The organism is Pseudomonas sp. WS 5021 (assembly GCF_012985535.1).
Lineage (GTDB): Bacteria > Pseudomonadota > Gammaproteobacteria > Pseudomonadales > Pseudomonadaceae > Aquipseudomonas.
In genome coordinates, this window is sequence record NZ_JAAQWP010000002.1 from 465,769 (window position 1) to 487,668 (window position 21,900).

The window sequence follows — 21,900 nt, forward strand, 5'->3', positions numbered from 1 at the left end:
TCGAGGAAGGAAATGGAAGCCGCAGAAATACTGGTACTGCAAGCCAGCTACAGCAACCCCGTGCACGCCGAGGCCCTTGGCCTGTTGCTCAACCACTATGCACAAGACCCCATGGGCGGCGGCCACGCCTTGTCCGCCGACCTGCTGCAACAGTTGCCGGCGGAACTGGCCAAGCGCCCCCATGCGTTCAGCGTGCTGGCCTTTGTCGGCGGGGAGCCGGCCGGGTTGGTCAACTGTTTCGAGGGGTTCTCGACCTTTGCCTGCCGGCCGCTGGTCAACGTGCATGACGTGGTCGTCAAGGAAGCATTCCGGGGGCTGGGCCTGAGCCAGAAAATGTTGCAAAAGGTCGAGGAAATCGCCCGCCAGCGTGGTTGCTGCAAGATCACCCTGGAAGTGTTGGAAGGTAATGCCGTGGCACAGGCGTCGTACCGCAAGTTTGGGTTCGACGACTCAATCTTCGACCCGGCCCATGGCCGCATGCTGTTCTGGAGCAAGGTCCTCTAACGGATCATTCCCACGCTCTGCGTGGGAATGATCGGGGGTGGGGTTAGCTCTTGGGTTGCTCGGCGTCCCGCGCCTGTTCGGCAGATCCGGATTCAGTGCCCTTGGCATCGGCAGCCGCGGTCTGTTCGGCATCGCCGTGGATTTGCTTCTGGACGAAGCTGAAGTTGTTGAAGTGCTCCTTCACGCGTTCCCCGCCGCCTTCAGCGAAGGCCGCAGCGGAGGTCAGGCCCAACAGGCCGGTGAGCATCAAGGTGGAAAGTTTCATCGCATGTATTCCCATTAAAAGTGACCGGTATCTGCACCGTCCCTGATCAGATTTATGGGAATAGTTTGTAGGACGCTTATTAAGTGCGGGTTAACGTCACGCCCCTCCAGAGTTAACGTGAGGGGCGGGGTCGTTTACTTCAGCACCACATTCTGGGTGCCGGTACTGGCCTTGGGCTTGATCAGGCTGAAGTCGATCAAGGCCTTCTGCGGACGCTGGTAGGGATCGCCAATCAGCAACGGCCGTGGCTTGAAGCTATCACTGACCAGGCTGCGGCTGCGGTCCAGTTCGTCGAAGCTCAAGCCGGCCAGGTCAGCCCAGGTGTGAATCAACTGCGAACTGCTGTACGGACGTTGCACATCACCCTGCATATTCCAGTCGTGGGTGGCGCGCCACTTCGGCGAGGCCCAGGTCATGAAGGGGATGGTGTACATCGGCGCCGTCGGCTTGCCCTCGTTGCGGCCCAGGGTGTCGTGGCCTGCCGAGTCGAATACATCCTCGCCGTGGTCGGACAGGTACAGCAGGAACCCATTGGGGTCGGTCTTGGCGTAATCCTTGATCAGGCTCGACACCACGAAGTCGTTGTAGCGCACCGCATTGTCATAGCTGTTGTAGGTCGGCAACTGGTCGTCACGCACGCCGTCCGGCACGCCCTGGCGGTCGGTAAAAGTGTCGAAGCTTGGCGGGTAGCGGTACTGGTAGCTCATGTGGGTGCCCAGCAGGTGCACCACGATCAGCTTGCGCTCGGCCTTGTCGGCGAGGGCCTTGGAGAACGGCTCCAGCACGTCGCCATCGTACTGGCGGGCGTTCTGGTTGCGGTTGTTGTTGAGGTATACCTGCTCGTCGGCCTGCTCGGAGAACGTCGTGAGCATGGTGTTGCGCTTGGTCATGGTCTGCTGGTTGGTGATCCAGAAAGTCTTGTAGCCGGCCTGTTTCATCATGCTGACGATGGATGGGGTCTTGAGGTACAGGTCTGGATGCTCTTCGTCGGCAAAGGTCAGCACCTGTTGCAGCGCCTCGATGGTATAGGGGCGCGGGGTGATGACGTTGTCGAACACGTCCAGTTGGTCACGCAGCTTGTCCAGCTCCGGCGTGGTCTTGCGGGGATAGCCGTAGAGGCTCATGCGCTGGCGGTTGGTGGACTCGCCGATCACCAACACAAGCGTCGACGGTTGGCCGGCCATGCTGTCCTTGAAGTTGCTCAGTGGCGGGATCTTGCTGACGTTGTCGAGCATGCCCTGCATGTTGTTCAACTGCTGGGTGTAGCGACGATAGGCGACGATCATCTGCCATGGCACTGCAGGTTCGACACGGGTTTCGAAACCATCGATGGCCCGCTCCAGGGTGTCGTTGGTAGCGATCTGCTTGGCCAGCGGATAACCGACGATCGCCAGCACTATGGCGGTGGCTGCGACCATCGCCCGGCCCCGGGGCAGGTAGACCGGGCGTATGCGGGTCCAGAGGAAGATGGCCAGGGCGGTGTGCGCAATGAAGGCCAGTACGATCCACCAGGCAAAATACTGGGTGGCGTACTCGCCGGCTTCAGAGATGTTCGACTCGAACATGATGAAGATGACGCTCTGGGAAAATTCCTGCTGGTAAATAAAGAAATAGCCCAGGCTGGCCATGGAACAGGCCCACAACACAACACCGATCAAGCCGGCCAGCAGCCGGGCGCGACGTGGGAATAGCAGCATGGGTGCCAACCACAGCGCGCTCATGAAGAACGCCTGGCGGAAGCCACTGAAACCGGAGGTGCCGGTCAGTTGGATCAGCAGTTGGGTAATGCCTGAGAAATACCAGAAAAACAGGAACATCCAGCCAAAACCTGCCCAATCAAACCCTTTTGCAGACTTCGTGCTGCGTTTGAACATCGCCATGCAGCGCTCCAACCCAATAATTACCACCGCCCATGCGTGAGGCGGCGTTCTGGCGGAGGATTATCGGGAAGGGCTGGTGAAAACTTCGTGAGTTGGATCTGAGGGAACGATCCTTTAAGGCGCCGGCAGGCCAGCGCCTACAAGGGCTCAGCAACTGATGGCTTGATTCGCGAGCTGGGCCTGCAACTGCGCGCGCAGACGGATGACTTCCTGTTGCAACTGTTCACGCTCGTCTTTCAACTGGCGCAACTCGTCGCGGCGGACGGTGACGTAGAGGGTCTGTGGCGGGCGTGTCATCTGTGCAGTGCGCATTGCTTACCTCGCAAATAGCCGGTGTGTCGCGGTGCCAGAGCGCTTGAGTCGAGGCCCTCGGCAGGAGTCAGGGGGCGATTCTGATTTCTTTTTCAGCTCAATGGAACTTTTTTATTTTTCAGGGTCGTTGTGACTTTTCAGGCGGTGATGGTGAAACGATGGCCTCTTTTTCTGATGAAACTAGTGCGATTGGCGCCGGACTAATTCGTCATTGCGCTATAAACTGTGTCACACATTTTTTTATTTGTAGTTGGGAGCATCAATACATGCAACTGGGGATTATTGGACTAGGCCGCATGGGCGGGAATATTGCGCGCCGCTTGATGCTCAATGGGCATACCACCGTGGTCTACGACCGCAATGAAGCATTCGTCAAAGGCTTGAGTGAAGAGGGCGCGACCGGCGTTGCCGATCTGGCCGCCCTGGTGGCCGGCCTGCAAAAGCCGCGGGCCGTCTGGGTCATGTTGCCGGCGGGCGAACCCACTGAAACCACGATCAACGACCTGAGCCAATTGATGGAACCCGGCGATGTCATCATCGACGGCGGCAACACCTTCTATAAGGATGACGTGCGTCGCGGCAAGGCCCTGGCGCAAAAGGGCCTGCACTACATCGACGTCGGCACTTCCGGTGGCGTCTGGGGCCTGGAGCGTGGCTACTGCATGATGATTGGTGGCGACGCCGAGACCGTCAAGCACCTGGACCCGATCTTCGCCACCCTGGCCCCGGGCCTGGGCGACATCCCGCGCACCAAGGACCGTACCGCCACCGACGACCGTGCCGAGCGTGGCTATATCCACGCCGGCCCAGCCGGTTCCGGGCACTTCGTAAAGATGATCCACAACGGCATCGAGTACGGAATGATGCAGGCGTTTGCCGAAGGTTTTGACATTCTCAAGACCAAGAATTCGGAAAACCTGCCGCCAGAACAGCGTTTTGACCTGAACGTGGCCGATATCGCCGAAGTCTGGCGCCGTGGCAGCGTCGTATCCTCCTGGTTGCTGGACCTGACGGCCGATGCCCTGGCGACCGACCCCAAGCTCGACGGTTACTCCGGTTCCGTGGCCGACAGCGGCGAAGGGCGCTGGACCATCGAAGCGGCCATGGAGCAATCGGTACCGGTACCGGTGCTGTCCAACTCGTTGTTCGCCCGGTTCCGTTCGCGCCAGCAAAGCACCTACGGTGACAAGCTGCTGTCGGCCATGCGCTTTGGCTTCGGCGGCCATGTGGAGACTTCCAAAAAATGACGGCCAACGGCAAGAAACCCAAGGCCGAACCCGCTCCACCCACTACCTTGTTCCTGTTCGGCGCCCATGGCGACCTGGTCAAGCGCCTGCTGATGCCGGCGCTGTACAACCTCAGTCGCGATGGCCTGCTGGGCGAGGGCCTGCGGATTGTCGGGGTGGATCACAACGCTATCAGCGATGCCGACTTCGCCAAGAAACTCGAAGACTTCATCCGCACCGAAGCCGCGAGCAAGGTCAAGGGCAATGCCGAACATGCACTGGACCCACAATTGTGGGCCCAGTTGGCCAAGGGCATCAGCTACGTGCAGGGCGATTTCCTGGACGACGGCACCTATGCCGACATCGCCAGCAAAATTGCCGGCAGCGGCACTGGCAACGCGGTGTTCTACCTGGCCACCGCGCCGCGCTTCTTCAGTGAAGTGGTGCAGCGCCTGGGCCGGGCCAACCTGCTGGAGGAAAGCCCCGAGGCTTTCCGCCGCGTGGTGATCGAAAAGCCGTTCGGCTCCGACCTGGCCACCGCCGAGGCGCTGAACGCCTGCCTGCTCAAGGTCATGAGCGAAAAGCAGATCTATCGCATCGACCATTACCTGGGCAAGGAAACGGTACAGAACATCCTGATCAGCCGTTTTTCCAACGTGCTGTTCGAAGCGTTCTGGAACAACCACTACATTGACCACGTGCAGATCACCGCTGCCGAAACGGTCGGCGTGGAAACCCGGGGCAGTTTCTTCGAAAACACGGGCACCCTGCGCGATATGGTGCCCAACCACCTGTTCCAGCTGTTGGCAATGATTGCCATGGAGCCGCCGGCCGCCTTTGGCGCCGACGCGGTACGCGGCGAGAAGGCCAAGGTGATTGGCGCGGTGCGCCCTTGGTCCCTGGAGGATGCGCGGGCCAACTCGGTACGCGGTCAGTACACCGCCGGCGAAATCGGCGGCAAGGCGCTGCCTGGCTATCGGCAAGAGGCCAATGTGGCGCCGGACAGCAGCACCGAGACCTTCGTGGCCCTCAAGGTGATGATCGACAACTGGCGTTGGGTCGGCGTGCCGTTCTACCTGCGCACCGGCAAGCGCATGAGCGTGCGCGACACCGAAATCGTCATCTGCTTCAAGCCGGCGCCCTATGCGCAGTTTCGCGACACCGACGTCGACGAACTCAAGCCGACCTACCTGAAGATCCAGATCCAGCCCAATGAAGGCATGTGGTTCGACCTGCTGGCGAAAAAGCCCGGGCCGACCCTGGACATGGCCAACATCCAACTGGGCTTTGCCTACAAGGATTTCTTCGAGATGCAGCCGTCCACCGGCTACGAAACCCTGATCTACGACTGCCTGACCGGTGACCAGACGCTGTTCCAGCGCGCGGACAACATCGAAAACGGCTGGCGTGCGGTGCAGCCGTTTCTCGATGCATGGAAGGAAGACGACGGGATCCAGGCCTACAAGGCCGGCGAAGATGGCCCGGCGGCGGCAGATGAGTTACTGGCTCGCGATGGCCGCGCCTGGCATAGCCTCGGATGAGTGAGGCCGCGATTCAACCCATCCGTTTTTTGTTGAGTGATATGGACGGCACCTTGTTGTTGCCCGATCACAGCCTCAGCCAGCGCACCATCGACGCCGTACGCGCGCTGCGCGAGGCCGGGGTGTTTTTCAGCCTGGCCACCGGGCGGCCGCCCAGGGCGATGTTGCAGCAGATCGAAGCATTGGGCGTCGACGTGCCCACGGCCGGGTTCAATGGCGGCACCCTGGTCAACCCCGATGGCAGCATCCTGGTCGCGCACCATCTGCCAGAAGAAGCCGCGTTGATCACGTTGGCGCTGTTAGGCGATCAACCCGAAGTAGAAATCTGGGTGTTTGCCGATGGCGAATGGCTGCTGCGTGATCCTGCGGGCCCCATGGTGCCTCGGGAACAGCATGGCTTGGGCTATGCGCCGGTGGTGGTGGAGAGTTTCGGGCCGGTCCTGGGGCGGATCGACAAGATCGTCGCCGCCAGCGCTAATGCCCAGTTGTTGATTGAACTGGAGGCGCAGCTGCAGCCCAAGGTCGCAGGCCTGGCCCAAGTCTCGCGTTCGCAGCCGGTGTATCTCGATATCACCGCGATGCAGGCCAACAAGGGCGATGCCCTGAAAACCCTGGCCGCTCATCTTGGCGTGGCGCTGGAGCACACAGCGGCTATCGGCGATGGCGGCAATGACCCGGCGATGTTCCAGGTGGCCGGGTTATCGATTGCCATGGGCCAGGCCGAAGAGGCGGTCAAGCGTCAGGCCGATGTGGTCACCGGCAGCAATATCGAGGACGGCGCCGCCCAGGCAATTGAGCGGTTTATCCTTCACAGCCAGTAACTGACCGCATACCAGCCCAGCACGCCCATCACCACGGTGTACGGCAGCGCCATCCACACCATGCGCCCGTAGGACAAGCGGATCAGCGGCGCAATCGCCGACGTCAGCAAAAACAGGAATGCCGCCTGGCCATTGGGCGTCGCCACGCTGGGCAGGTTAGTCCCGGTGTTGATCGCAATGGCCAGGGTCTCGAAATGCTCGCGGCTCATATGGCCGGACACAAACGCCTGCTTGACCTCGGTGATGTAGATCGTCGCCACGAACACGTTATCGCTGATGGCGGATAACAGGCCATTGGCAATAAACAGCATGCCCGGCTGTTGTTCGGCGGGCAGCGCCAGTACCCATTGGATCAATGGGGTAAACAGCTGCTGATCATGAATCACCGCGACCACCGCGAAAAACACCACCAGCAACGCAGTAAAGGGCAGGGCGTCCTTGAAGGCATTGCCGATGCGATGTTCTTCGGTAATCCCGGTAAAGGCGGTGATCAGCACGATCACCAGCAGGCCGATCAAGCCAACCTCGGCGACATGAAAGGCCAGGCCGGCGATCAGGATCAGTGCAGCCAGGCCCTGGACAATCAGCGCTGCCCGCTGGCGTGGGGTGCGTTCGGCGTTGTCTTCACGGGCGTAGTTGGCCAGCACCTGGCGCACGTTGTCCGGCAGTAGCGTGCCGTAGCCAAACCAGCGCAGCTTTTCCAGCAGCACGCAGGTGACCAGGCCCGCTACCAGCACCGGCAGCGATACCGGGGCAATGCGCTGGAAGAACTGGCTGAAATTCCAGCCCATCTCATGGCCGATCAACAGGTTCTGTGGCTCGCCCACCAAGGTACACACGCCGCCCAGGGCGGTACCGACGGCGCCGTGCATCAACAGGCTGCGCAGGAAGGCGCGAAATTGCTCAAGGTCGGCGTGGTGCAAGCTGGGCAGATGGCGATCGTCGCTGTACTGGCTGTCCTGGCGCGGATCATTGCCCGATGCCACGCGGTGATACACCGAATAGAAGCCCACGGCGGCACTGATAATCACCGCAGTCACCGTCAAGGCATCGAGAAAGGCGGACAGGAAGGCCGACAAAAAGCAGAACATCAGCCCCAGCAGCGCCTTGGAGCGTACGCCCAGCAGCAGGCGCGAAAACAGGAACAGCAGCAAGTCCTTCATAAAGTAGATACCCGCCACCATGAACATCAGCAGCAGGATCACCGGGAAGTTATGCAGCAACTCGTCGTACAGCGCCTGGGGCGTGGTCATGCGCAGCAACAGCGCCTCGACCATCAACAGCCCGCCGGGCATCAACGGGTAGCAGTGCAGCGCCATGGCCAGGGTGAAAATGAACTGGGCCACTAGGAGCCAGCCGGCCGTCACCGGGCCGAATACCCAGAGCACCAAGGGGTTGAGGATCAGGAACGCGAGAATGCAGGCCTTGTACCAACGAGGCGAGTGCCCAAGGAAGTTATGGGCGAAGGCCTGGGCCATTGATCCGGACATGGGGTGCTCCTGGGGGCGAGAAGTGCGCAAGGTGCCCGAGGCTCACTGGAAGATCAAGTGATCATGGCATGGCTGCTATATAAAGAAGGGCGATACGAAAGTTTCAGGCACGCAAAACACGTGGCGAGGGTTGAACTCACTCGCCACAGGTTTAATAGTCTTAACAAGTTGCAGCCGATATAAGAAGCGACGGTATGTCGCAGTAGCTGCGTTAACTTACTTGGGCATTGCCCAGGATTGAAGTTGATAACCTTCGCCATTCAATTCGGCGCGGGCTTGCAGCAGCAGGGCTTCCAGTTGCTCTGGATCGGAGTAGGTGCTGCTGGAAATCAGTTTGCGCCCGATGCGGGTTTCGGTGCGGTCGATCACGGCCAGGCTAAGTGCGCCAGTACCGTCTTGTAGTGCCCAGGCTACGCATTGAAAGGGTTCAAAGGCATGGCCGGCGATCAGCAGTGCTTCGTTGAAACGGAGCGGGGCGTTCATGGGGTCTTCTCTCTAAGTGCCCAATCAAAAGATGTGCCGTCGGTTGGGCTTACCGTTCGGCTAGTACCTGTACTGATGCACGATGACAGGGTACGGGTCACATGTTAGAGCAAGAAAATTCAACTTTTCGTGATTAACGTCATGTAAGGCGTGATTTTGAAAGGTGAATGAAAGATTGCAGTAGTGTTCGTCGCGGGGCTTGATCGCTAAACGCTGTATCGGTGAGGGTTTTATCGCGAAACGATACAAGGGTAGTGTCAAGATCTTGCTAGGGTTATGAGCAGCTCGCCCAAACTGTTGTTTCTAAATAACTTTAATGATTTTGACGCCAAGGAATAGTCATGGTCGTTACACCAGCCCTGCGTCGCTTGCTTGTGGTCGATCCCTGTGACGACTGCCACCAGTTATTGCCTGGTTTGCGGGCGGCTGGCTGGGATGTCGACAGCTGTGCCCTGGAGGCGCTGGGCGAGCGAACCTGTGATGTAGGGCTGTTGCGCCTGCAGCCTTTTCACCTGCAGCGGCCCGAAGCGGTCAAGGAACTGATCAGTCGCAGCGGCACCGAATGGATTGCCGTGCTCAGCCCCGAGATGCTGCGCCTGCAAAATGTTGGCGACTTTGTGTGCGAATGGTTTTTTGACTTCCATACCTTGCCGTTCGATGTGTCGCGCGTCCAGGTCACCCTGGGCCGCGCCTTTGGCATGGCGAGGCTAAGGGGCAAAGGCGTGACCCATGTGGACGAGCCGGAGCATGAGCTGTTGGGTGATAGCCGGCCGATTCGCGAGTTGCGCAAGCTGCTGGCGAAACTGGCGCCCACCGAGTCGCCGATTTTGATCCGTGGCGACAGCGGCACCGGCAAGGAACTGGTGGCCAAGACCCTGCACCGCCAATCCCAGCGCCACGCCAAGCCCTTTGTGGCGATCAATTGCGGGGCGATCCCCGAGCATTTGATCCAGTCCGAACTGTTTGGCCATGAAAAGGGCGCATTCACCGGCGCCCATCAACGCAAGATCGGCCGCATCGAAGCGGCAAATGGTGGCACGCTGTTCCTCGATGAGATCGGTGACCTGCCGATGGAGTTGCAAGCCAACCTGTTGCGCTTTCTTCAGGAAAAGCATATCGAGCGGGTGGGTGGCAGCCAGCCGATCCCGGTGGATGTCAGGGTGCTGGCGGCGACTCACGTCGACCTGGAAGCGGCCATCGAGAAGGGCACCTTCCGTGAAGATTTGTACTACCGGCTCAATGTCCTGCAAGTGGTCACCGCACCGTTGCGCGAGCGGCATGGCGATGTGGGGATGCTGGCCAATCATTTTTCCAGGTTCTACAGCCAGGAGACCGGGCGCCGGCCGCGCAGTTTCAGCGAGGACGCGTTGGTCGCCATGGGCAAGCATGGTTGGCCGGGCAATGTACGCGAGCTGGCGAACCGGGTGCGGCGTGGCCTGGTGCTGGCCGAAGGGCGGCAAATCGAAGCGGCCGACCTGGGTTTGCAAAGCCAGCAGGCAATCGTGCTGCCCATGGCGACACTGGAAGACTACAAGCACCGCGCCGAACGCCAGGCGTTGTGCGATGTGCTGAACCGCCATAGCGACAACCTGAGCGTTGCCGCACGGGTGCTGGGGGTTTCCCGGCCGACTTTCTACCGGTTGCTGCACAAACACCAGATCCGCTAGGGCGGGTAAAAAAAGCCCCGTCGCGACCCTTATCGCGGCGGGGCTTTTCCTTTTCTCAAACTCACCATTCCCTGTAGGAGCGTTTAGAAGTAGTACGGGAATTTCAGGCTGAAGGTGAAGTCTGGTGCGTCATCGGTCATGCCGATAGCCAGGTTGGGCACGATGGTCAGGTTTTCGCTGGCGGCAATGGTCATGCCGACGTTGAAATACCCGGCATTGGCGTCACTGGACACAATCGACTGCCAATCACCGCCATCAGGCTTGAGCTTGCTCTTGCGCTGGATCAGGTCCGACACCGAGAACGACATACTCATGCGCTCGTTGAGGGCAAACGCCACCCCCACGCCCAACTGGAAGCTGTCGCCCAGGCGCACTTTGCCACCGATGTTCTGGTTGACGTCACTGCTAATGTCGTCAAACGAGCCCTCGAAATTGTGGGTGTAGGAAATCGAACCGAACAGCACGGCCGGGTCGAAGGTCTTGACCAGGGAGAGCCCCGGGGTGATCGACCATACGCCGTTGCCGGTGGGCAGGTTCTCCGGCACGTACAGGTTGTCGTTGGCCGTCGAGCGCACCAGCTTGATCCCGAAAGGCTCCTTGCCGGTGGGGGCTTTGACGCGGACCGACACCACGGCATCGGGCATCGTCGGCGATTCGTCGAGGAACTTGTAGGCAATCCCGAAGTTGACGTCGCCGATGGTCGGATCCCGGCTCACGCTCTCTTCGGAAGTGGCCTGCGGGTCACCGCCACTGGCGCCACCGGACTGGTAGGTCGACTCGCGGTACACCACTGGCACGTTGACGTCGAACTGCCAGCGGTTGTCGAGGTTGTAGCGCCCGGTCAAGTCCAGGGTCCAGTTATCCGCCTTGATGCGGTCCAGGTTGATATTGCCGAGGAAGATCGAATCCAGCGCCAGGAAGCCGTTGAGGGTCAACTGTCGGGCGTCGTAGCGGGCGTAGGTGATGCCGGTTTCAAAACTGAACTTGCCGTTGCCGAAGAAACCGCTGGCTTCGTTATACAAGTTACTCACGCTTTGTGCTGGCTCTGAATCATCCTTGAGCGATTGCCCATAGGAACTGCCGCCGGCTGCAGCGCCCTTGCTGTCCTTGGCGCCGCTGGCGGCCACGGTGCTGCCGCTCTGCTTGAAGTCTGCCGGCGACTTGGCCAGGCGTTTGGGGGCTGGCGTCGCGGGCTGGTCTTCTACCTGGCGTACCCGTTGCTCGAGGACCGCCAGGGCCTTTTGTTGTACTTCGTAGCGCTGCTTGAGCTCCAGCAGTTCTTGTTTGAGGGTTTCGATATCCGCGTCTGGCGCTGCGTACAACAGACTCGCCGGCAAGAGCGTACTTAAACAGACAACGGCACGTAGTGATAACGATCGATGCATGAAATAAGCCGTCCTTTTCTAATGCGTAAGTGTCGAGGGTCAGCGTAGTTCAATAACCGAGTGTGCGTAGGCCCTTGAGTTGATCCAGATTGCAGTTCAATGCCCCGGCGCTCAGGCCATTGCTGCCAAGCGCGACGTTGAGCTGGGTCATGTTATTGACGAAGTTGCTGTTGCCTTGCAAAACCGTGCCTTGCAGCACGTTGCCGCCGCCGATCTGCTGCAACGCATTACCCTGGTTGTTATGGGCTGCGATGGCCATTTGCACGCCGCCATTGTTGGCGGACACACTGACCCGGCCCGCCGCGCTGTCTGTGGTGAACGAGCCGCCCGCCAGCAACGCATGCCCTGATTGCGCGACGTTGGCCGGCGACAGGCCGTTTTCACTGACATTGATCCCGACGTTGTTGTACGCCGTGTTGCCATCGCCTGCGGCGCGTACGGTCTGGGTCACGCCCTGGCCGCTGCCCAGCCCGGCGCCACCGACCACGGTGCCGGTGCCCGGGTCGCGGTTGGTGCCGTTACCCACCGAGCCGGTGGATTGCACATAGAATTGCGGGGTGATCGTGGACGAGTCGATATGCATGTTGGCGCTCACCGTACTGGTGTCACCCGCCGCATTGGTCCAGGTGGTGCTCATGACAATGCCGAAACTGACAATCCGCCCCGGCATCACGAAGCGGCCGCGCAGTTCAGCCAGTTCCGCGTCGTTCATTTCAATGGGCTTGAACGCCGATGAGGCATAAGCAGGCATCGAGGCTGCCAGGCATAGGGCCGTGAGCCAACGGGAAGTGTTCATCATCTGCTCCTGGGGCATCCTGCCCCTTATGGCGCTTCTAGAAGAAGTCGCTCTGGATGAAACCGAAGTCCATCAGCTCGGCGTCGCCCACGGGCCGGAACTCGTTCATTTTGGTCTTGGCGGTCAACGGCGTGGGGGGATCGAGCAGGGCGTTGGTCTTGTCATAGCCTTCACCGAGTACGGCGAAGACGATGCCATTCCAGCCTGCGAGGAAGTCATCCCGCGAAAGGCGCTTGTTGCCCAGTACCGGATCGCCGATGTAGACCCAGTCTTTTTCAGCCCGCTGCATCACCACAAAGTGCTTGTAGCCACGGATCTCCACCAGCACCACCACCGGGATCTTCACCGTCAGCAGGGTGTCGGGTCCGATCTTGTAGCCCCGGGCGCGCATGCCGATGCTCTCCAGATAACGCTTCATGTCCAGCATGGAAAAGCCCTGGGTGCGTACCAGGTCCTGGTCAGCGTTGATCAGCATGCCCTTGATGATGTGTTCTTCATCCACGTCCAGCCAATAGGCCTGGCGCAGGATGGTAGCGAGTGCCGCAGCACCACAGCTGAAATCGGTTTTCTGTTCCACCAGGTTGGCGAACCGGCGTTCGCGGATGCTCTCGACCTTCTTGAAAATCACTGCACCGCCGGGCATGGCGGAAATCGCCATTTGCCCTGCCCACGAGGGGCCGGCGAGCAATAACAGAAGGCAAAGCGTCGCGAGGCGCATGATCATGACCTGATGGACACTGGAAATAAAAAGGGCCTTGTTGCCAAGGCCCCGTTGCATCAGAACGCCAGTTTGCTGCCAGTGCCCGCTGCGCAGACGGTGCAGCCGCTGCCCAGGGTGAGGGTGTTGCTTTGTTGGTTGCCCGAACCCGCTGCCACGTTCACGCCGATGTTGCCCGAGGCGTTGTTGGCGGAGTTGAGCAGGCCAGCGTTGTTGACCACATACTGAGGCTTGTAGCTGTGTTTGGAGGCCGCTTCGTTGAGGAAGTGGTTATCCAGGGACACTTGTTCGGTGTTCGAGGCAGCCGCGACGTTTTTGCCGTCAGCCGTCACGATTGCCAGGTTGTTTTTCTGTTGGTTGCCTTGACCGGCCGCCACGTTGACACCGACGTTGCCGGAACTGTTGTTGGCCGAGTTGACCAGCGAAGCATTGTTTTGCGTGCCTTTGTTGGTGAACTTGTTGTCTTTGCTTTCTTGATAGATATCGGCCAAAGCGAAGGTACTTTTAATATCATCATCAGCGCTGCTGGTGATTGCCGCAGCGTTATCTTGCTGGTTGCCCGAACCCGCCGCGATGTTGGCGCCCAGGTTGCCTTTGCTGCTGCTCAGCGAACCGTTGGCCCCGGCGTTGTTGAGGGTCTTGGTGTCGTCGAACTTGTTGTCCTTGCTCACTTGGGTGTCGGTCACGGCAGCGGCCACGGTGCCGGTTGGCGCTGGGGTTGGTTTCCATTTTTCGGCAGGACCTGCCTGTGCAGCAACAGCCATGAGCGCAGCCAGAGCGAAAACCAGTGGTTTGAGAGCCATTGTAGGTTTCATGGTGTATCTCCTTGCTTCTAATTAGTTGGTTAAGTGTTGGTACGGTCTAACAAACACCTATCAAGGGGTTACTTGATAGTCACACCGAGGGTGTTAGCCATTCGGTTCCCCACCCCTGCACTCTGATTCACCTGTACCACTCCACGGCTGCCGGTGAAGGCCTGGTCGCTGGTAACGACCTGGCGGCTGCCAGTGGTAGAGGGGGATCGTGAGTCTGGTAACAACGTCATGTTCTGTTGCGACAGGACGCTGTCATCGATGCTTTGCGGACCTGTGCTGATCCGCACCGCATTGATCATCTGGTTATTGGCGCCGGCCGCCTGGTTGACGCCCAGGATGCCGTTGCCATTGCTAAATGAGCTGCCCTGGATCGCCGCGCTGGCGTTCAGGGCGGGATCAACCTTGCCGTCGAGTTTCTGGATCAGCGCCTCGCTGGCCTGGCCACCGAGGCTGATCGCCCGACTGTTGATCTGCTGTTGTTGATTGCCGGCGGCCTGGTTGACCGACAGCACGCCGGTGTACTGCTTGCCGGTATTGTCGATCGAGGCCTGGTTGCTGCTGTCGGCCATGGCCGCCGAACAGCCGAGTACGCTGAGTAACAGCCACGCGCGATTCATGGCTGGACCCCCATCATCGCGCCAATGTTGTTGAGCGGTGCCAGGCCGCGCTCAATCGAGCCGCTGATCTGCCCGCCCAGGGTGTTGCCGCTGGCATGCCCGGCCGCGGCACCGGCGCCCAGGCCAGTCGAGCTGTTGCCCAGGGTATTGCTCAAGCCGGGGAGGTCGCCGTTAGGCAGGATGGCGCGGGTGATGGTCGAGCCGCTGCTGACACCGGCGAAATCGTTATCGCTGAGTTCGCTGCCAGTAGCGCGCAGGATCTGTTGGCTGGGGTTGGCGTTGGCGGTGGAAGGGTACGGGTCCTTGCCAAACGCAGGCCGACCGACCATGAACCCTTGCACATTGCGACCTGTAACGATGATGCCGTCCTGCGCAGAGGCGGGCAGGCTCACACTGGCGCCGAGTACACAGCTGATCAGCAGTAGGCCTATGGAGCCTTGATTGAGAGTTGCCACGGCATCATTCCTTGTTCTATGACGCTGACCCTAAACAGCGCTGTAGGGAATAGAGCAGGAGCTGTGCCGTTTTTTATATTTGCAGCTTTTTCAAAGGCTTGGGATGTATGGCAGGGCAGGCAGGTGCAAAGGTGTATCAGCTATGAAACAGGACGCCAGCGGATGACCGGCACCTGGCATGGGCAGGCAGGGCGAAAGGGGTGTTTCAGCAGCGCAACACTATTGATGACCAATCGATGAATCCGCAGCCGCAGGGCGCTTGCGCGGCGGTGGGTGTTTCAAAAGTGGACATCATGGTGCGAGCAATCCCTTGGGGAGCGATTGCTGTTCAGCGTTTGGGAGTTTTGCGTGGGATCGAATTGAGCACGGTGTTGCCATCCTGGTTCTGGGTCAGGTAGACCGGCAGCACCTTGGGCAGGGAGGACACCAGATGGGTAACTTCATGGATATCGTAGATCCCGCCAATACGGATATTTCCGGTGCCGGTATCGGCCAGCATCACCGGTTTGCCCAGGTAGCGGTTGATCAGGGGCAAGGCATCTACCAGTGCCAGGTTGTCGAGGATCAACTTGCCCGTGCGCCAGGCCAGTGCCGGGTCGTGGGGGGAGAATGCCTGTAGCTGCGGTTGCGCATCACCCCGGTTGTAGCTGGCCTGCATCCCGGGTGTGAGGTTCAGCCCGCTGTGGCTGGCATCGCTGGTGATCTTCACCGAGCCCTCCAGCAGCATGACCCGCACCTGCTCGTCATACTTCCAGACGTTGAACTGGGTGCCTGTCACACGGATCTGCCCGCTGCCGGCGCGCACCACAAACGGATGCTCGCGGTCGTGGCTGACGCTGAAGAACGCCTCGCCTTTTTTCAGGGTGGCCCGGCGCTCGTTTTTATAGTTGCTGTAGACCAGCTCGGTGCCCAGGTTCAGTTCCACGACGCTGCCGTCGGCCAGTGTCACTTGGCGCAGGCCGTTTTCGGCGGCGTAATGCTCATAGGAACTGGGCAGCCAACCGGCTTCCCAGCCAGTGAAGGCGGCCAGGGGCAACGCCACCAGAGAGATGGCGGCAGCCACGGCATACTTGCGCCAGCGGCTGGGCGGTGGAACCAGCGCCAGGGGCGGGGCGGGTTCGTTACTGCGGGGCAAATGGTCGGCTACATCCCAGATTTCCAGCATGGCCGCATATTCGAACGCATGCAGGGGATGTGCGTCGTGCCATTGCTCGAACGCCTGGCGCTCGGCCTCTGTGCAATCAAAAGCGTGCAGGCGCATGCACCAATGCGCGGCGGCATCGGTGATTGCGTCGTAGTCAGCTTCTGAAAGGGGTTGCTCGGTCATTGGTGCTTCCTGATTTCCTACATTCTAACCTTCCCGGCAGGGTGCCGAGAACAGCCATCATGGCGAATGAGCATCAATGTGGAACTAATTCGGGGTCCAAACACCCTAAAAATCTGGATCTGTAAGTCATTCTCTCTAACGGAGTAAGAAAATGCTGAAGAAAACCCTCACCGCCATGCTTGCCACTGCCACCTTGCTCGGCGCTGGCGCCGCCCTGGCCGACAAACCCGGGGCAGGTTGGATCACCATCGAGAAAGCCATTGAAACCGCCAAGGCCAAGGCCGGTTACATCGAGGTCTACCAGGCCGAAGCTGATAACGACGGTTACTGGGAAGTAAAAGGTCGCAAGGCTGACGGTATCGTTTATGAAGCACGCATCGACGGCGCCTCGGGCAATGTACTGCGCGATCAAAAGGACTGACCCCCGCGGGATCAGTCCAGCGATGCCCTTCGACTGGAGGGCACTGGGTCTAACTGACGTCCCAGGTTACTGATCATGAACGCCACCGAGTCGGCATTATCCAGCATGGTGTCGACTCGCCTTGCCAGGTTGCTCATGAAAATCCCCCTTGCGTTGCCCAAATTCGCGCCCCCGGTGGTGCGAAGTATCTGATCCCTGATGTACTCGGTGTCTGAGGCTTGTCCGAAGTCGCTCCATAGCGTGCCGCTCACGTCCGCAAACTTGAATAGCTGGCCCACGGGTGTCCTGCGCGAGTAGCTTTGGGATTGCTGTTTTTTCAGGGCGCCAGACAGAGTGCGCCCGGCCTCTGTCAACGTCTCGATCAGGTCGGAAAACGGCGCCACGGAGTCCAGGTACGCTGCATCGGCTGTCTCAGCAACCACATGGCTCAACTCATGAATCAGCAGCGTCGCCCGCGCATGGGCCGCCCAGTCGAAATGGTCGGGCAGGCAGTTGTCATAAATGCTCAAAGGCGGTGCAAAAAAATGCTCGGACAAGTAAATCCGCCGATCAGGATCTTTATCGATAGTGAACCCCCAATTGCCGTGTGGGTCCGTTCGATGAGAACCGGCCACGAAACGCTTGGAATCAAGCGCGCTGAGCTTGGGGTCCAACAGCGCTGCCAGGATCAGATCGACGATACGATGCAGCTTTTGCACCAGGAGTGGATCAACCACTTGCGGGCCCTGATCGGTGTCGATATCAATGCCAAAGAACTCATTGACGAAGCGATGGATACGCGTGACCGGCGCTACCCCAGGCTCCAGCAAGGCCAGGTTCAACTTGCAGTTCTGCACATAAAAAGTTGCCAGGTCGATCGCCTCGACAATCATCCTGGCCCGATCAGGGCACAGTTGGCGAATGGCCCTCATCCCGACAGCCTCGATATTCATTGTCCTGCGCGCTGACGCCCGGATTTCCCTGCGATCCAGCAGGCGACCAAAAGCCTGGCCATAGCGTGCGATATTGCCGCGGGTGTCGATCGCCCATTGCCCGGCGCTGTTGCGATGTATGAAGGGGCCGTTTTGATCGGGTGTGCGAATGCGCCAGTCGTTCCCCAGAGACAGCGCCTTGTACACCTTGCCAGCCAACGGAATATAGGCGGCCCCTTGATGCTGGTAAGTACCGTTGAGCTCATTCTTGTTCATGTTCACCAGGGCCACATCACTCACTTCGCTGGGTGCAAGCTGGGTGCGTTGTGGGGCGGTGATGTCCAGTCCCGGCCATTTCACAAAGGTCTGCGGCGCAGCCTGGGGCGTTTGCTGCTCGGGATCGAAGAGCAATGACTGCGCGTCGTGCAATTGCTGAGCCAGTGACGCCATTTGCGCAATGCCTTCGATAAACGTCTGTAAGGCCCGGCGCCAATGATGGTCTTGCAATGCTTCGGCGGAGTCCATGAACAACGAAATGCTGCGCCAGATATTCCACGGCAGCGCCAGCTTGCCAGGCAGCAAACTCAGCACACTCTCGGCAGAACCGCTGAGCACCTGCTTGACGGTTTCCCATTCCGCCTGCGCCCCCTCGACCCATTGGACGCCGAGCCACTTGAGGAGCAGTTGCCGATTGTCGTCGAACAGCTGGCTGAACAGGTTGCCCTGGATTGGATTGAAATCCAGGGTGATTTCCGAATCTCTCCCCAGCGTGCTGGCCAGCAGATTGCGATAGGTCGCGTCCTGAGGCGCGGCCAAGCGATTGAGGACGCAGTCTTGCAAGGCACCCGGCAGGTTCAGGGCTTCAAGAAACTGCGCTTCGCTTTCAAACTCGGTAAAGCTCAGTGTCGGGTGATAGGGTGCATACAACACCTGGATCCCCTCGCGTCCTGCGCTAATAAGGTAGAGGCCGAGCACGGGCGCGCGCGTGGCACCGGCCGTGGCTAGCAGCTCAAGCGGCCTGATGATGGCGCTCGCGCCTGCGACCGACGCGCGGGCAATCGCGTCTGGCATGTCGACAACCTGTTGGATCAGGTCCAAGCCTCGGTCTGACAGGCGCTCCTGTAATTTCAGGGCATGGGCATGCTGCAGCAGCTGCCACGGCAGTTGCTGGCTGAAGTCCCTGCGCCGCTGCTCGATTCCGGGCGCACCGCCAGCCAGGTGTCGCGCCAGGTAGGTGTGGTAGTCATCGTGGATTTTCAACTGGGTCAGCATCTGGCGCACCACGGTTTCCGTAAGGTCGGCAGACGTGCAGACCACATCGAACCTGGCACTTTGCAGGCTGGCGGGGTTCATGGCGAAATCCAGCAGGCTCTGGCGTAGCCCTGCCAGGGCCAGCTTGGGAACGATCTGCACCCCATCGGCAAACAGCGAGTAATCGACGAGCATTTCGTTAAGGCGATCCGACACATGCTGGCGCAATGACCGGAGCTCATAAAGATAGTCCCGGCCATGCAACGTACTGACGCGATATTGCTCGAGAATCTCCGCGTGGCGTCTTTGTTCCCTGGCCGGCGCGGCCCCAAGCCTGTCGGGCAGCGAATGCCTGAGTTCAGCCCAGCGGGCGATATCGATAGCGCGCTGCAGATTATTGGCCGGCTGTTGGCGCTGCACTTCGCCGAGCGCCTGGACCAATGACTGGGCATCGGTCTTGAACGCCAGAGTGTGTTGGCGCTGGGCGATGTGCTGATCGATCCACGATCGCTGGCACCTATGCAGCACCGGTTCTCTGATTGATTGAAGCGGTCCCAGCTCATAGCGTTGATGGGGGAGCCGCTTAAGCGCGTCCAGGTTTTCCAGCAGGCTCAGGCGCAGCGCCGAGTCGTTCAGCCGGTGCGCCAATGCGTCGCGCAGGTAGCTGATCGTAGTAAAGGCTTCCACGCCGCTGGCGGGCGTCCACAACAACGCATGTCCGGAGTGATGCTGATCAAGCCCGCCGCGCTCGGTCAGCACAAAACAGTTGGCCAATTGACGCAAGGTGGTTTGGCCTTTCGCCAGCAGCGACAGGGTGAAGGCCTCGGGTGTGAAGCCGTTCAAGGTCAGAGGCTGGCGTGTGCTGGTGGTGTCCGGATTGAGGACGGCCCGCAGGATGCCGACATCACGTTCGTCCAGGGTTTTATCGAGCAGTCTGAGACTAGCCTCTTCAAGAATCCCCACTGCCATGCTGTGTGCCAGCGTGGGGATCAATGCCTCCAGGCCCGCGCGGGGAGTCTGGGCGACGGCCTGGAGGTTTAGCACGAGCAACCACTGGGTGAGCATGCTATTGAGTCGAGCAATGCTCAGTTCCGGCCGTTTTGCTGCCACGCCGTGGTTCCGTGGCCCGTACACGCCGTACTGCGCAGAGTCAGGGATGGCCTGTGCCTCTCCCTTCAGCCGGGCGATGCAATGGGCGAGGATGCTCTGGCTAGCTTGGGGCGTACGGCGTTCCTGAGCGTCGGCATGGGTGGCATAGCGGCTGATGTAGAGGTTTGCCGGATCCAGGGCGATCCCGGTAGAGAGGTTGAAGGTGCGGCGCAGTTGGTCGGTAATCAGCGTCTCAAGGTTGGGAATCCGCGCTATCAGATCGCCCTGTGCGTTGACCAGGCTGTGCAGTTTGCGGATTGTCAGTCGCGCCCTTTCAGCGGGTACCGAAGGTGGCGATGGGTGAGTGCTCCAGCGACCCTTGGCATCCAGTCCCAGTAGACGATGGTCAAGCATGGCACGGATATCCAGGCCGTGATCAAGCAGGGCGTAGGCATTGACCGTTCCCAGGTTACGCCGGTAGATATCCAGGCAATACTCGAGGTTCTGCCGCTGCTTGTTGATGATGCCTTCAAACAAGGTGTTGAATACCGGCCCATTGATAGAGGCCGAACTGATCTGTGGATGTTTAAAACCTATGAACCGCGCCCGTTCCTCCAATCCCAGGAAGCCGAAAAAATCATCTTCATGCCCCCTCGCCTGGGCCATTGCCTTGAGCGTTGCCTGCAAGTCGTCATAGCTTGCAAGTACTTGCAATCCCTTGGATTGGGTGTAGAGACAGTTAAGGCTATCGGTAATCACCAGCGTACTGGCCAACTCGACAAAATGGGGTGGGTACTCCCATAGCCGGACTTTCTCGATAGGGATTGTTCCCCGGCGGTTGCCCTCCAGGTAAAGCGCTTGCAATTCTTGCCACTGTTGCGCCGAAATCACATCCTCCTGGCGCTTGAACAGCAGATCGACCCTGGATTTGTCGCTCATCGCCTGGGCGAAGTACTCGCGCCTCGACTGCCCGGGATGGATGTCAGCGTTCCAGTAGGTCTCTATTGAGTTGAGGAGGAACAGATGTAGCTGGCGCGAGGCTTGTTTCAGCCCCTCTTCCCACGGTGTGTTGGTGCCTTGGGTCGCTGCCACCTCAGGGTTCACGAACGCCCGGCGCAGGCCTACGGGCCAGGACTGCTGGCGATAAAACAACAGCAGGGCATCGCGCAGGCGCAGCGCGTCGACCCAGCGGTCCTGCTCGGTAGGGGAGGCCGCCAGGGCATACAAAAAGACGTGGGTCTTGTGTTGATCAGCGTTGGGAAAGGCCTTGCGCAACGTGCTGTTCAGCAGTTGGTCCAGCAACGTCTCCAATAACGGCAACTGGCCCAATTGATCGAGCATTGCCTGCACATTCAGTTGTTGGTAACGCTCGATGCAGGCTTTTTGCTCGTCGAATACGTTGCCCTCGATCAGTTGCCGAGTGAGCGTAGAACCGGCCGCAAAGCTGAAATCTGCGCGTTGGCCAATGGACAGGAAATGCAATAGCTCGCCACGTTTGTGCTCATCGCCCAGCCTGGTTTCCAGTGCTTGCGACAATTGCCCGTAATCACTGAATTTCTCCAGTCCGGTCTGCGGGCCATAGAAAAAAACCGCGCTGTAGTCGCCCTCGGAACCCATCGCGAATGCCCCGGCCAGTTCAATCGGTTCCTTGCCTGGGCAGTTGAGCAGCAAGCGCTCGGCGATCATTGGCGGGGATTGGGCTTTACGGCCGGTGGCGCTGGCAAAGAACAGATTGCGCAGGAACTGGCGATCTTGATCGCCGATATCGCGCTGGCGTTCGCGCTCACTCAGGCGCTTGGCCAGGCGCATGGCCTCGGGGAAAAAGTAGGGGAGTTGCAGGTCGTCCATCGCAAAGGCTCGGTGCAGGTTATAGAAGGCATCGAGCCTAGGCGTGGCGGGCATCCGCAGGGCCCTAAATAAATAGGC

The 21,900-nt window shown here is 59.7% G+C and carries 19 protein-coding genes; 6 read left to right on the forward strand and 13 right to left on the reverse strand.

Annotation, left to right across the window (positions count from 1 at the left end; all coding sequences use genetic code 11):
• Positions 1–12 precede the first annotated feature (12 nt).
• Positions 13–504: a GNAT family N-acetyltransferase gene (locus HBO19_RS08410; RefSeq protein ID WP_169951944.1), complete on the forward strand. Its 492-nt coding sequence runs from the start codon at positions 13–15 to the stop codon at positions 502–504.
• A 43-nt stretch (positions 505–547) separates the two neighbouring features.
• Here the strand turns inward: HBO19_RS08410 and HBO19_RS08415 are convergent, their stop codons facing one another.
• The 3 genes from HBO19_RS08415 to HBO19_RS08425 form a co-directional block, all read right to left on the reverse strand.
• Positions 548–769 (reverse strand): hypothetical protein, encoded by a 222-nt coding sequence (locus HBO19_RS08415; RefSeq protein ID WP_170041327.1) that lies wholly within the window; start codon positions 767–769, stop codon positions 548–550.
• A 134-nt stretch (positions 770–903) separates the two neighbouring features.
• On the reverse strand, positions 904–2,649 hold the full coding sequence (locus tag HBO19_RS08420) for a phosphoethanolamine transferase CptA (protein ID WP_170041328.1): 1,746 nt from the start codon (positions 2,647–2,649) through the stop codon (positions 904–906).
• 147 nt (positions 2,650–2,796) lie between these two features.
• Positions 2,797–2,961, reverse strand: a complete 165-nt coding sequence (locus HBO19_RS08425) for a DUF6026 family protein (RefSeq protein ID WP_169951417.1) — start codon at positions 2,959–2,961, stop codon at positions 2,797–2,799.
• 266 nt (positions 2,962–3,227) lie between these two features.
• On the opposite strand from HBO19_RS08425, the gene gnd reads away from it, so the two are divergent.
• The 3 genes from gnd to HBO19_RS08440 are packed head-to-tail and all read left to right on the forward strand — an operon-like array spanning position 3,228 to position 6,549.
• Positions 3,228–4,208 (forward strand): phosphogluconate dehydrogenase (NAD(+)-dependent, decarboxylating), encoded by a 981-nt coding sequence (gene gnd, locus HBO19_RS08430; RefSeq protein WP_169951938.1) that lies wholly within the window; start codon positions 3,228–3,230, stop codon positions 4,206–4,208.
• Positions 4,205–5,728, forward strand: a complete 1,524-nt coding sequence (gene zwf, locus HBO19_RS08435; RefSeq protein ID WP_169951935.1) for a glucose-6-phosphate dehydrogenase — start codon at positions 4,205–4,207, stop codon at positions 5,726–5,728. Before gnd ends, zwf begins: the two co-directional genes overlap by 4 nt.
• Positions 5,725–6,549: an HAD family hydrolase gene (locus tag HBO19_RS08440; protein ID WP_170057274.1), complete on the forward strand. Its 825-nt coding sequence runs from the start codon at positions 5,725–5,727 to the stop codon at positions 6,547–6,549. The genes zwf and HBO19_RS08440 overlap by 4 nt, the downstream gene beginning before the upstream one ends.
• Here HBO19_RS08440 and nhaB read toward each other — a convergent pair.
• Positions 6,537–8,039 carry a sodium/proton antiporter NhaB gene (gene nhaB, locus HBO19_RS08445; protein ID WP_170041330.1) on the reverse strand — a complete coding sequence of 501 codons (1,503 nt, stop codon included), beginning with the start codon at positions 8,037–8,039 and terminating at the stop codon, positions 6,537–6,539. The two genes, HBO19_RS08440 and nhaB, sit on opposite strands and share 13 nt — an antisense overlap.
• Positions 8,040–8,255: 216 nt before the next feature.
• Complete coding sequence (locus HBO19_RS08450; RefSeq protein ID WP_170057275.1) at positions 8,256–8,522, reverse strand: hypothetical protein; 267 nt, start codon at positions 8,520–8,522, stop codon at positions 8,256–8,258.
• Between the two features lie 341 nt (positions 8,523–8,863).
• On the opposite strand from HBO19_RS08450, the gene HBO19_RS08455 reads away from it, so the two are divergent.
• Entirely contained in the window at positions 8,864–10,189 is a 1,326-nt protein-coding gene (locus HBO19_RS08455; RefSeq protein ID WP_169951915.1) for a sigma-54 dependent transcriptional regulator, read from the forward strand.
• An 83-nt stretch (positions 10,190–10,272) separates the two neighbouring features.
• Here HBO19_RS08455 and HBO19_RS08460 read toward each other — a convergent pair whose 3' ends face one another.
• The 7 genes from HBO19_RS08460 to HBO19_RS08490 all read right to left on the reverse strand — a co-directional run bounded on the left by HBO19_RS08460 (position 10,273) and on the right by HBO19_RS08490 (position 16,302).
• The gene (locus tag HBO19_RS08460) at positions 10,273–11,574 is read right to left on the reverse strand and encodes a hypothetical protein (protein WP_169951912.1); all 1,302 of its coding nucleotides are present in this window, start codon (positions 11,572–11,574) and stop codon (positions 10,273–10,275) included.
• A 49-nt stretch (positions 11,575–11,623) separates the two neighbouring features.
• Positions 11,624–12,370: a hypothetical protein gene (locus HBO19_RS08465; RefSeq protein WP_169951910.1), complete on the reverse strand. Its 747-nt coding sequence runs from the start codon at positions 12,368–12,370 to the stop codon at positions 11,624–11,626.
• Positions 12,371–12,407: 37 nt separating this feature from the next.
• Entirely contained in the window at positions 12,408–13,088 is a 681-nt protein-coding gene (locus tag HBO19_RS08470) for a C39 family peptidase (RefSeq protein WP_170041332.1), read from the reverse strand.
• A 59-nt stretch (positions 13,089–13,147) separates the two neighbouring features.
• Complete coding sequence (locus HBO19_RS08475; RefSeq protein WP_169951904.1) at positions 13,148–13,903, reverse strand: hypothetical protein; 756 nt, start codon at positions 13,901–13,903, stop codon at positions 13,148–13,150.
• Between the two features lie 68 nt (positions 13,904–13,971).
• Positions 13,972–14,520, reverse strand: coding sequence for an adhesin (locus HBO19_RS08480; RefSeq protein WP_169951902.1), 549 nt, complete (start codon positions 14,518–14,520; stop codon positions 13,972–13,974).
• A complete protein-coding gene (locus tag HBO19_RS08485; RefSeq protein WP_170041333.1) occupies positions 14,517–14,975 on the reverse strand; it encodes a hypothetical protein in 459 nt (152 codons plus the stop codon). The genes HBO19_RS08480 and HBO19_RS08485 overlap by 4 nt, the downstream gene beginning before the upstream one ends.
• 328 nt (positions 14,976–15,303) lie before the next feature.
• Positions 15,304–16,302, reverse strand: coding sequence for a FecR family protein (locus HBO19_RS08490; RefSeq protein ID WP_170057276.1), 999 nt, complete (start codon positions 16,300–16,302; stop codon positions 15,304–15,306).
• Between the two features lie 151 nt (positions 16,303–16,453).
• On the opposite strand from HBO19_RS08490, the gene HBO19_RS08495 reads away from it, so the two are divergent.
• Positions 16,454–16,723: a PepSY domain-containing protein gene (locus HBO19_RS08495; RefSeq protein ID WP_170041335.1), complete on the forward strand. Its 270-nt coding sequence runs from the start codon at positions 16,454–16,456 to the stop codon at positions 16,721–16,723.
• Between the two features lie 11 nt (positions 16,724–16,734).
• Here the strand turns inward: HBO19_RS08495 and HBO19_RS08500 are convergent, their stop codons facing one another.
• Positions 16,735–21,876, reverse strand: a complete 5,142-nt coding sequence (locus tag HBO19_RS08500) for a DUF6543 domain-containing protein (RefSeq protein WP_170057277.1) — start codon at positions 21,874–21,876, stop codon at positions 16,735–16,737.
• Positions 21,877–21,900: the final 24 nt, after the last annotated feature.

Coding starts and splice junctions, on each gene's coding strand:
- HBO19_RS08410 (WP_169951944.1), top strand. CDS start 13: ATGGAAGCCGCAGAAATACTGGTACTGCAAGCCAGCTACAGCAACCCC.
- HBO19_RS08415 (WP_170041327.1), bottom strand. CDS start 769: ATGAAACTTTCCACCTTGATGCTCACCGGCCTGTTGGGCCTGACCTCC.
- HBO19_RS08420 (WP_170041328.1), bottom strand. CDS start 2,649: ATGGCGATGTTCAAACGCAGCACGAAGTCTGCAAAAGGGTTTGATTGG.
- HBO19_RS08425 (WP_169951417.1), bottom strand. CDS start 2,961: ATGCGCACTGCACAGATGACACGCCCGCCACAGACCCTCTACGTCACC.
- gnd (WP_169951938.1), top strand. CDS start 3,228: ATGCAACTGGGGATTATTGGACTAGGCCGCATGGGCGGGAATATTGCG.
- zwf (WP_169951935.1), top strand. CDS start 4,205: ATGACGGCCAACGGCAAGAAACCCAAGGCCGAACCCGCTCCACCCACT.
- HBO19_RS08440 (WP_170057274.1), top strand. CDS start 5,725: ATGAGTGAGGCCGCGATTCAACCCATCCGTTTTTTGTTGAGTGATATG.
- nhaB (WP_170041330.1), bottom strand. CDS start 8,039: ATGTCCGGATCAATGGCCCAGGCCTTCGCCCATAACTTCCTTGGGCAC.
- HBO19_RS08450 (WP_170057275.1), bottom strand. CDS start 8,522: ATGAACGCCCCGCTCCGTTTCAACGAAGCACTGCTGATCGCCGGCCAT.
- HBO19_RS08455 (WP_169951915.1), top strand. CDS start 8,864: ATGGTCGTTACACCAGCCCTGCGTCGCTTGCTTGTGGTCGATCCCTGT.
- HBO19_RS08460 (WP_169951912.1), bottom strand. CDS start 11,574: ATGCATCGATCGTTATCACTACGTGCCGTTGTCTGTTTAAGTACGCTC.
- HBO19_RS08465 (WP_169951910.1), bottom strand. CDS start 12,370: ATGAACACTTCCCGTTGGCTCACGGCCCTATGCCTGGCAGCCTCGATG.
- HBO19_RS08470 (WP_170041332.1), bottom strand. CDS start 13,088: ATGCGCCTCGCGACGCTTTGCCTTCTGTTATTGCTCGCCGGCCCCTCG.
- HBO19_RS08475 (WP_169951904.1), bottom strand. CDS start 13,903: ATGAAACCTACAATGGCTCTCAAACCACTGGTTTTCGCTCTGGCTGCG.
- HBO19_RS08480 (WP_169951902.1), bottom strand. CDS start 14,520: ATGAATCGCGCGTGGCTGTTACTCAGCGTACTCGGCTGTTCGGCGGCC.
- HBO19_RS08490 (WP_170057276.1), bottom strand. CDS start 16,302: ATGACCGAGCAACCCCTTTCAGAAGCTGACTACGACGCAATCACCGAT.
- HBO19_RS08495 (WP_170041335.1), top strand. CDS start 16,454: ATGCTGAAGAAAACCCTCACCGCCATGCTTGCCACTGCCACCTTGCTC.
- HBO19_RS08500 (WP_170057277.1), bottom strand. CDS start 21,876: ATGCCCGCCACGCCTAGGCTCGATGCCTTCTATAACCTGCACCGAGCC.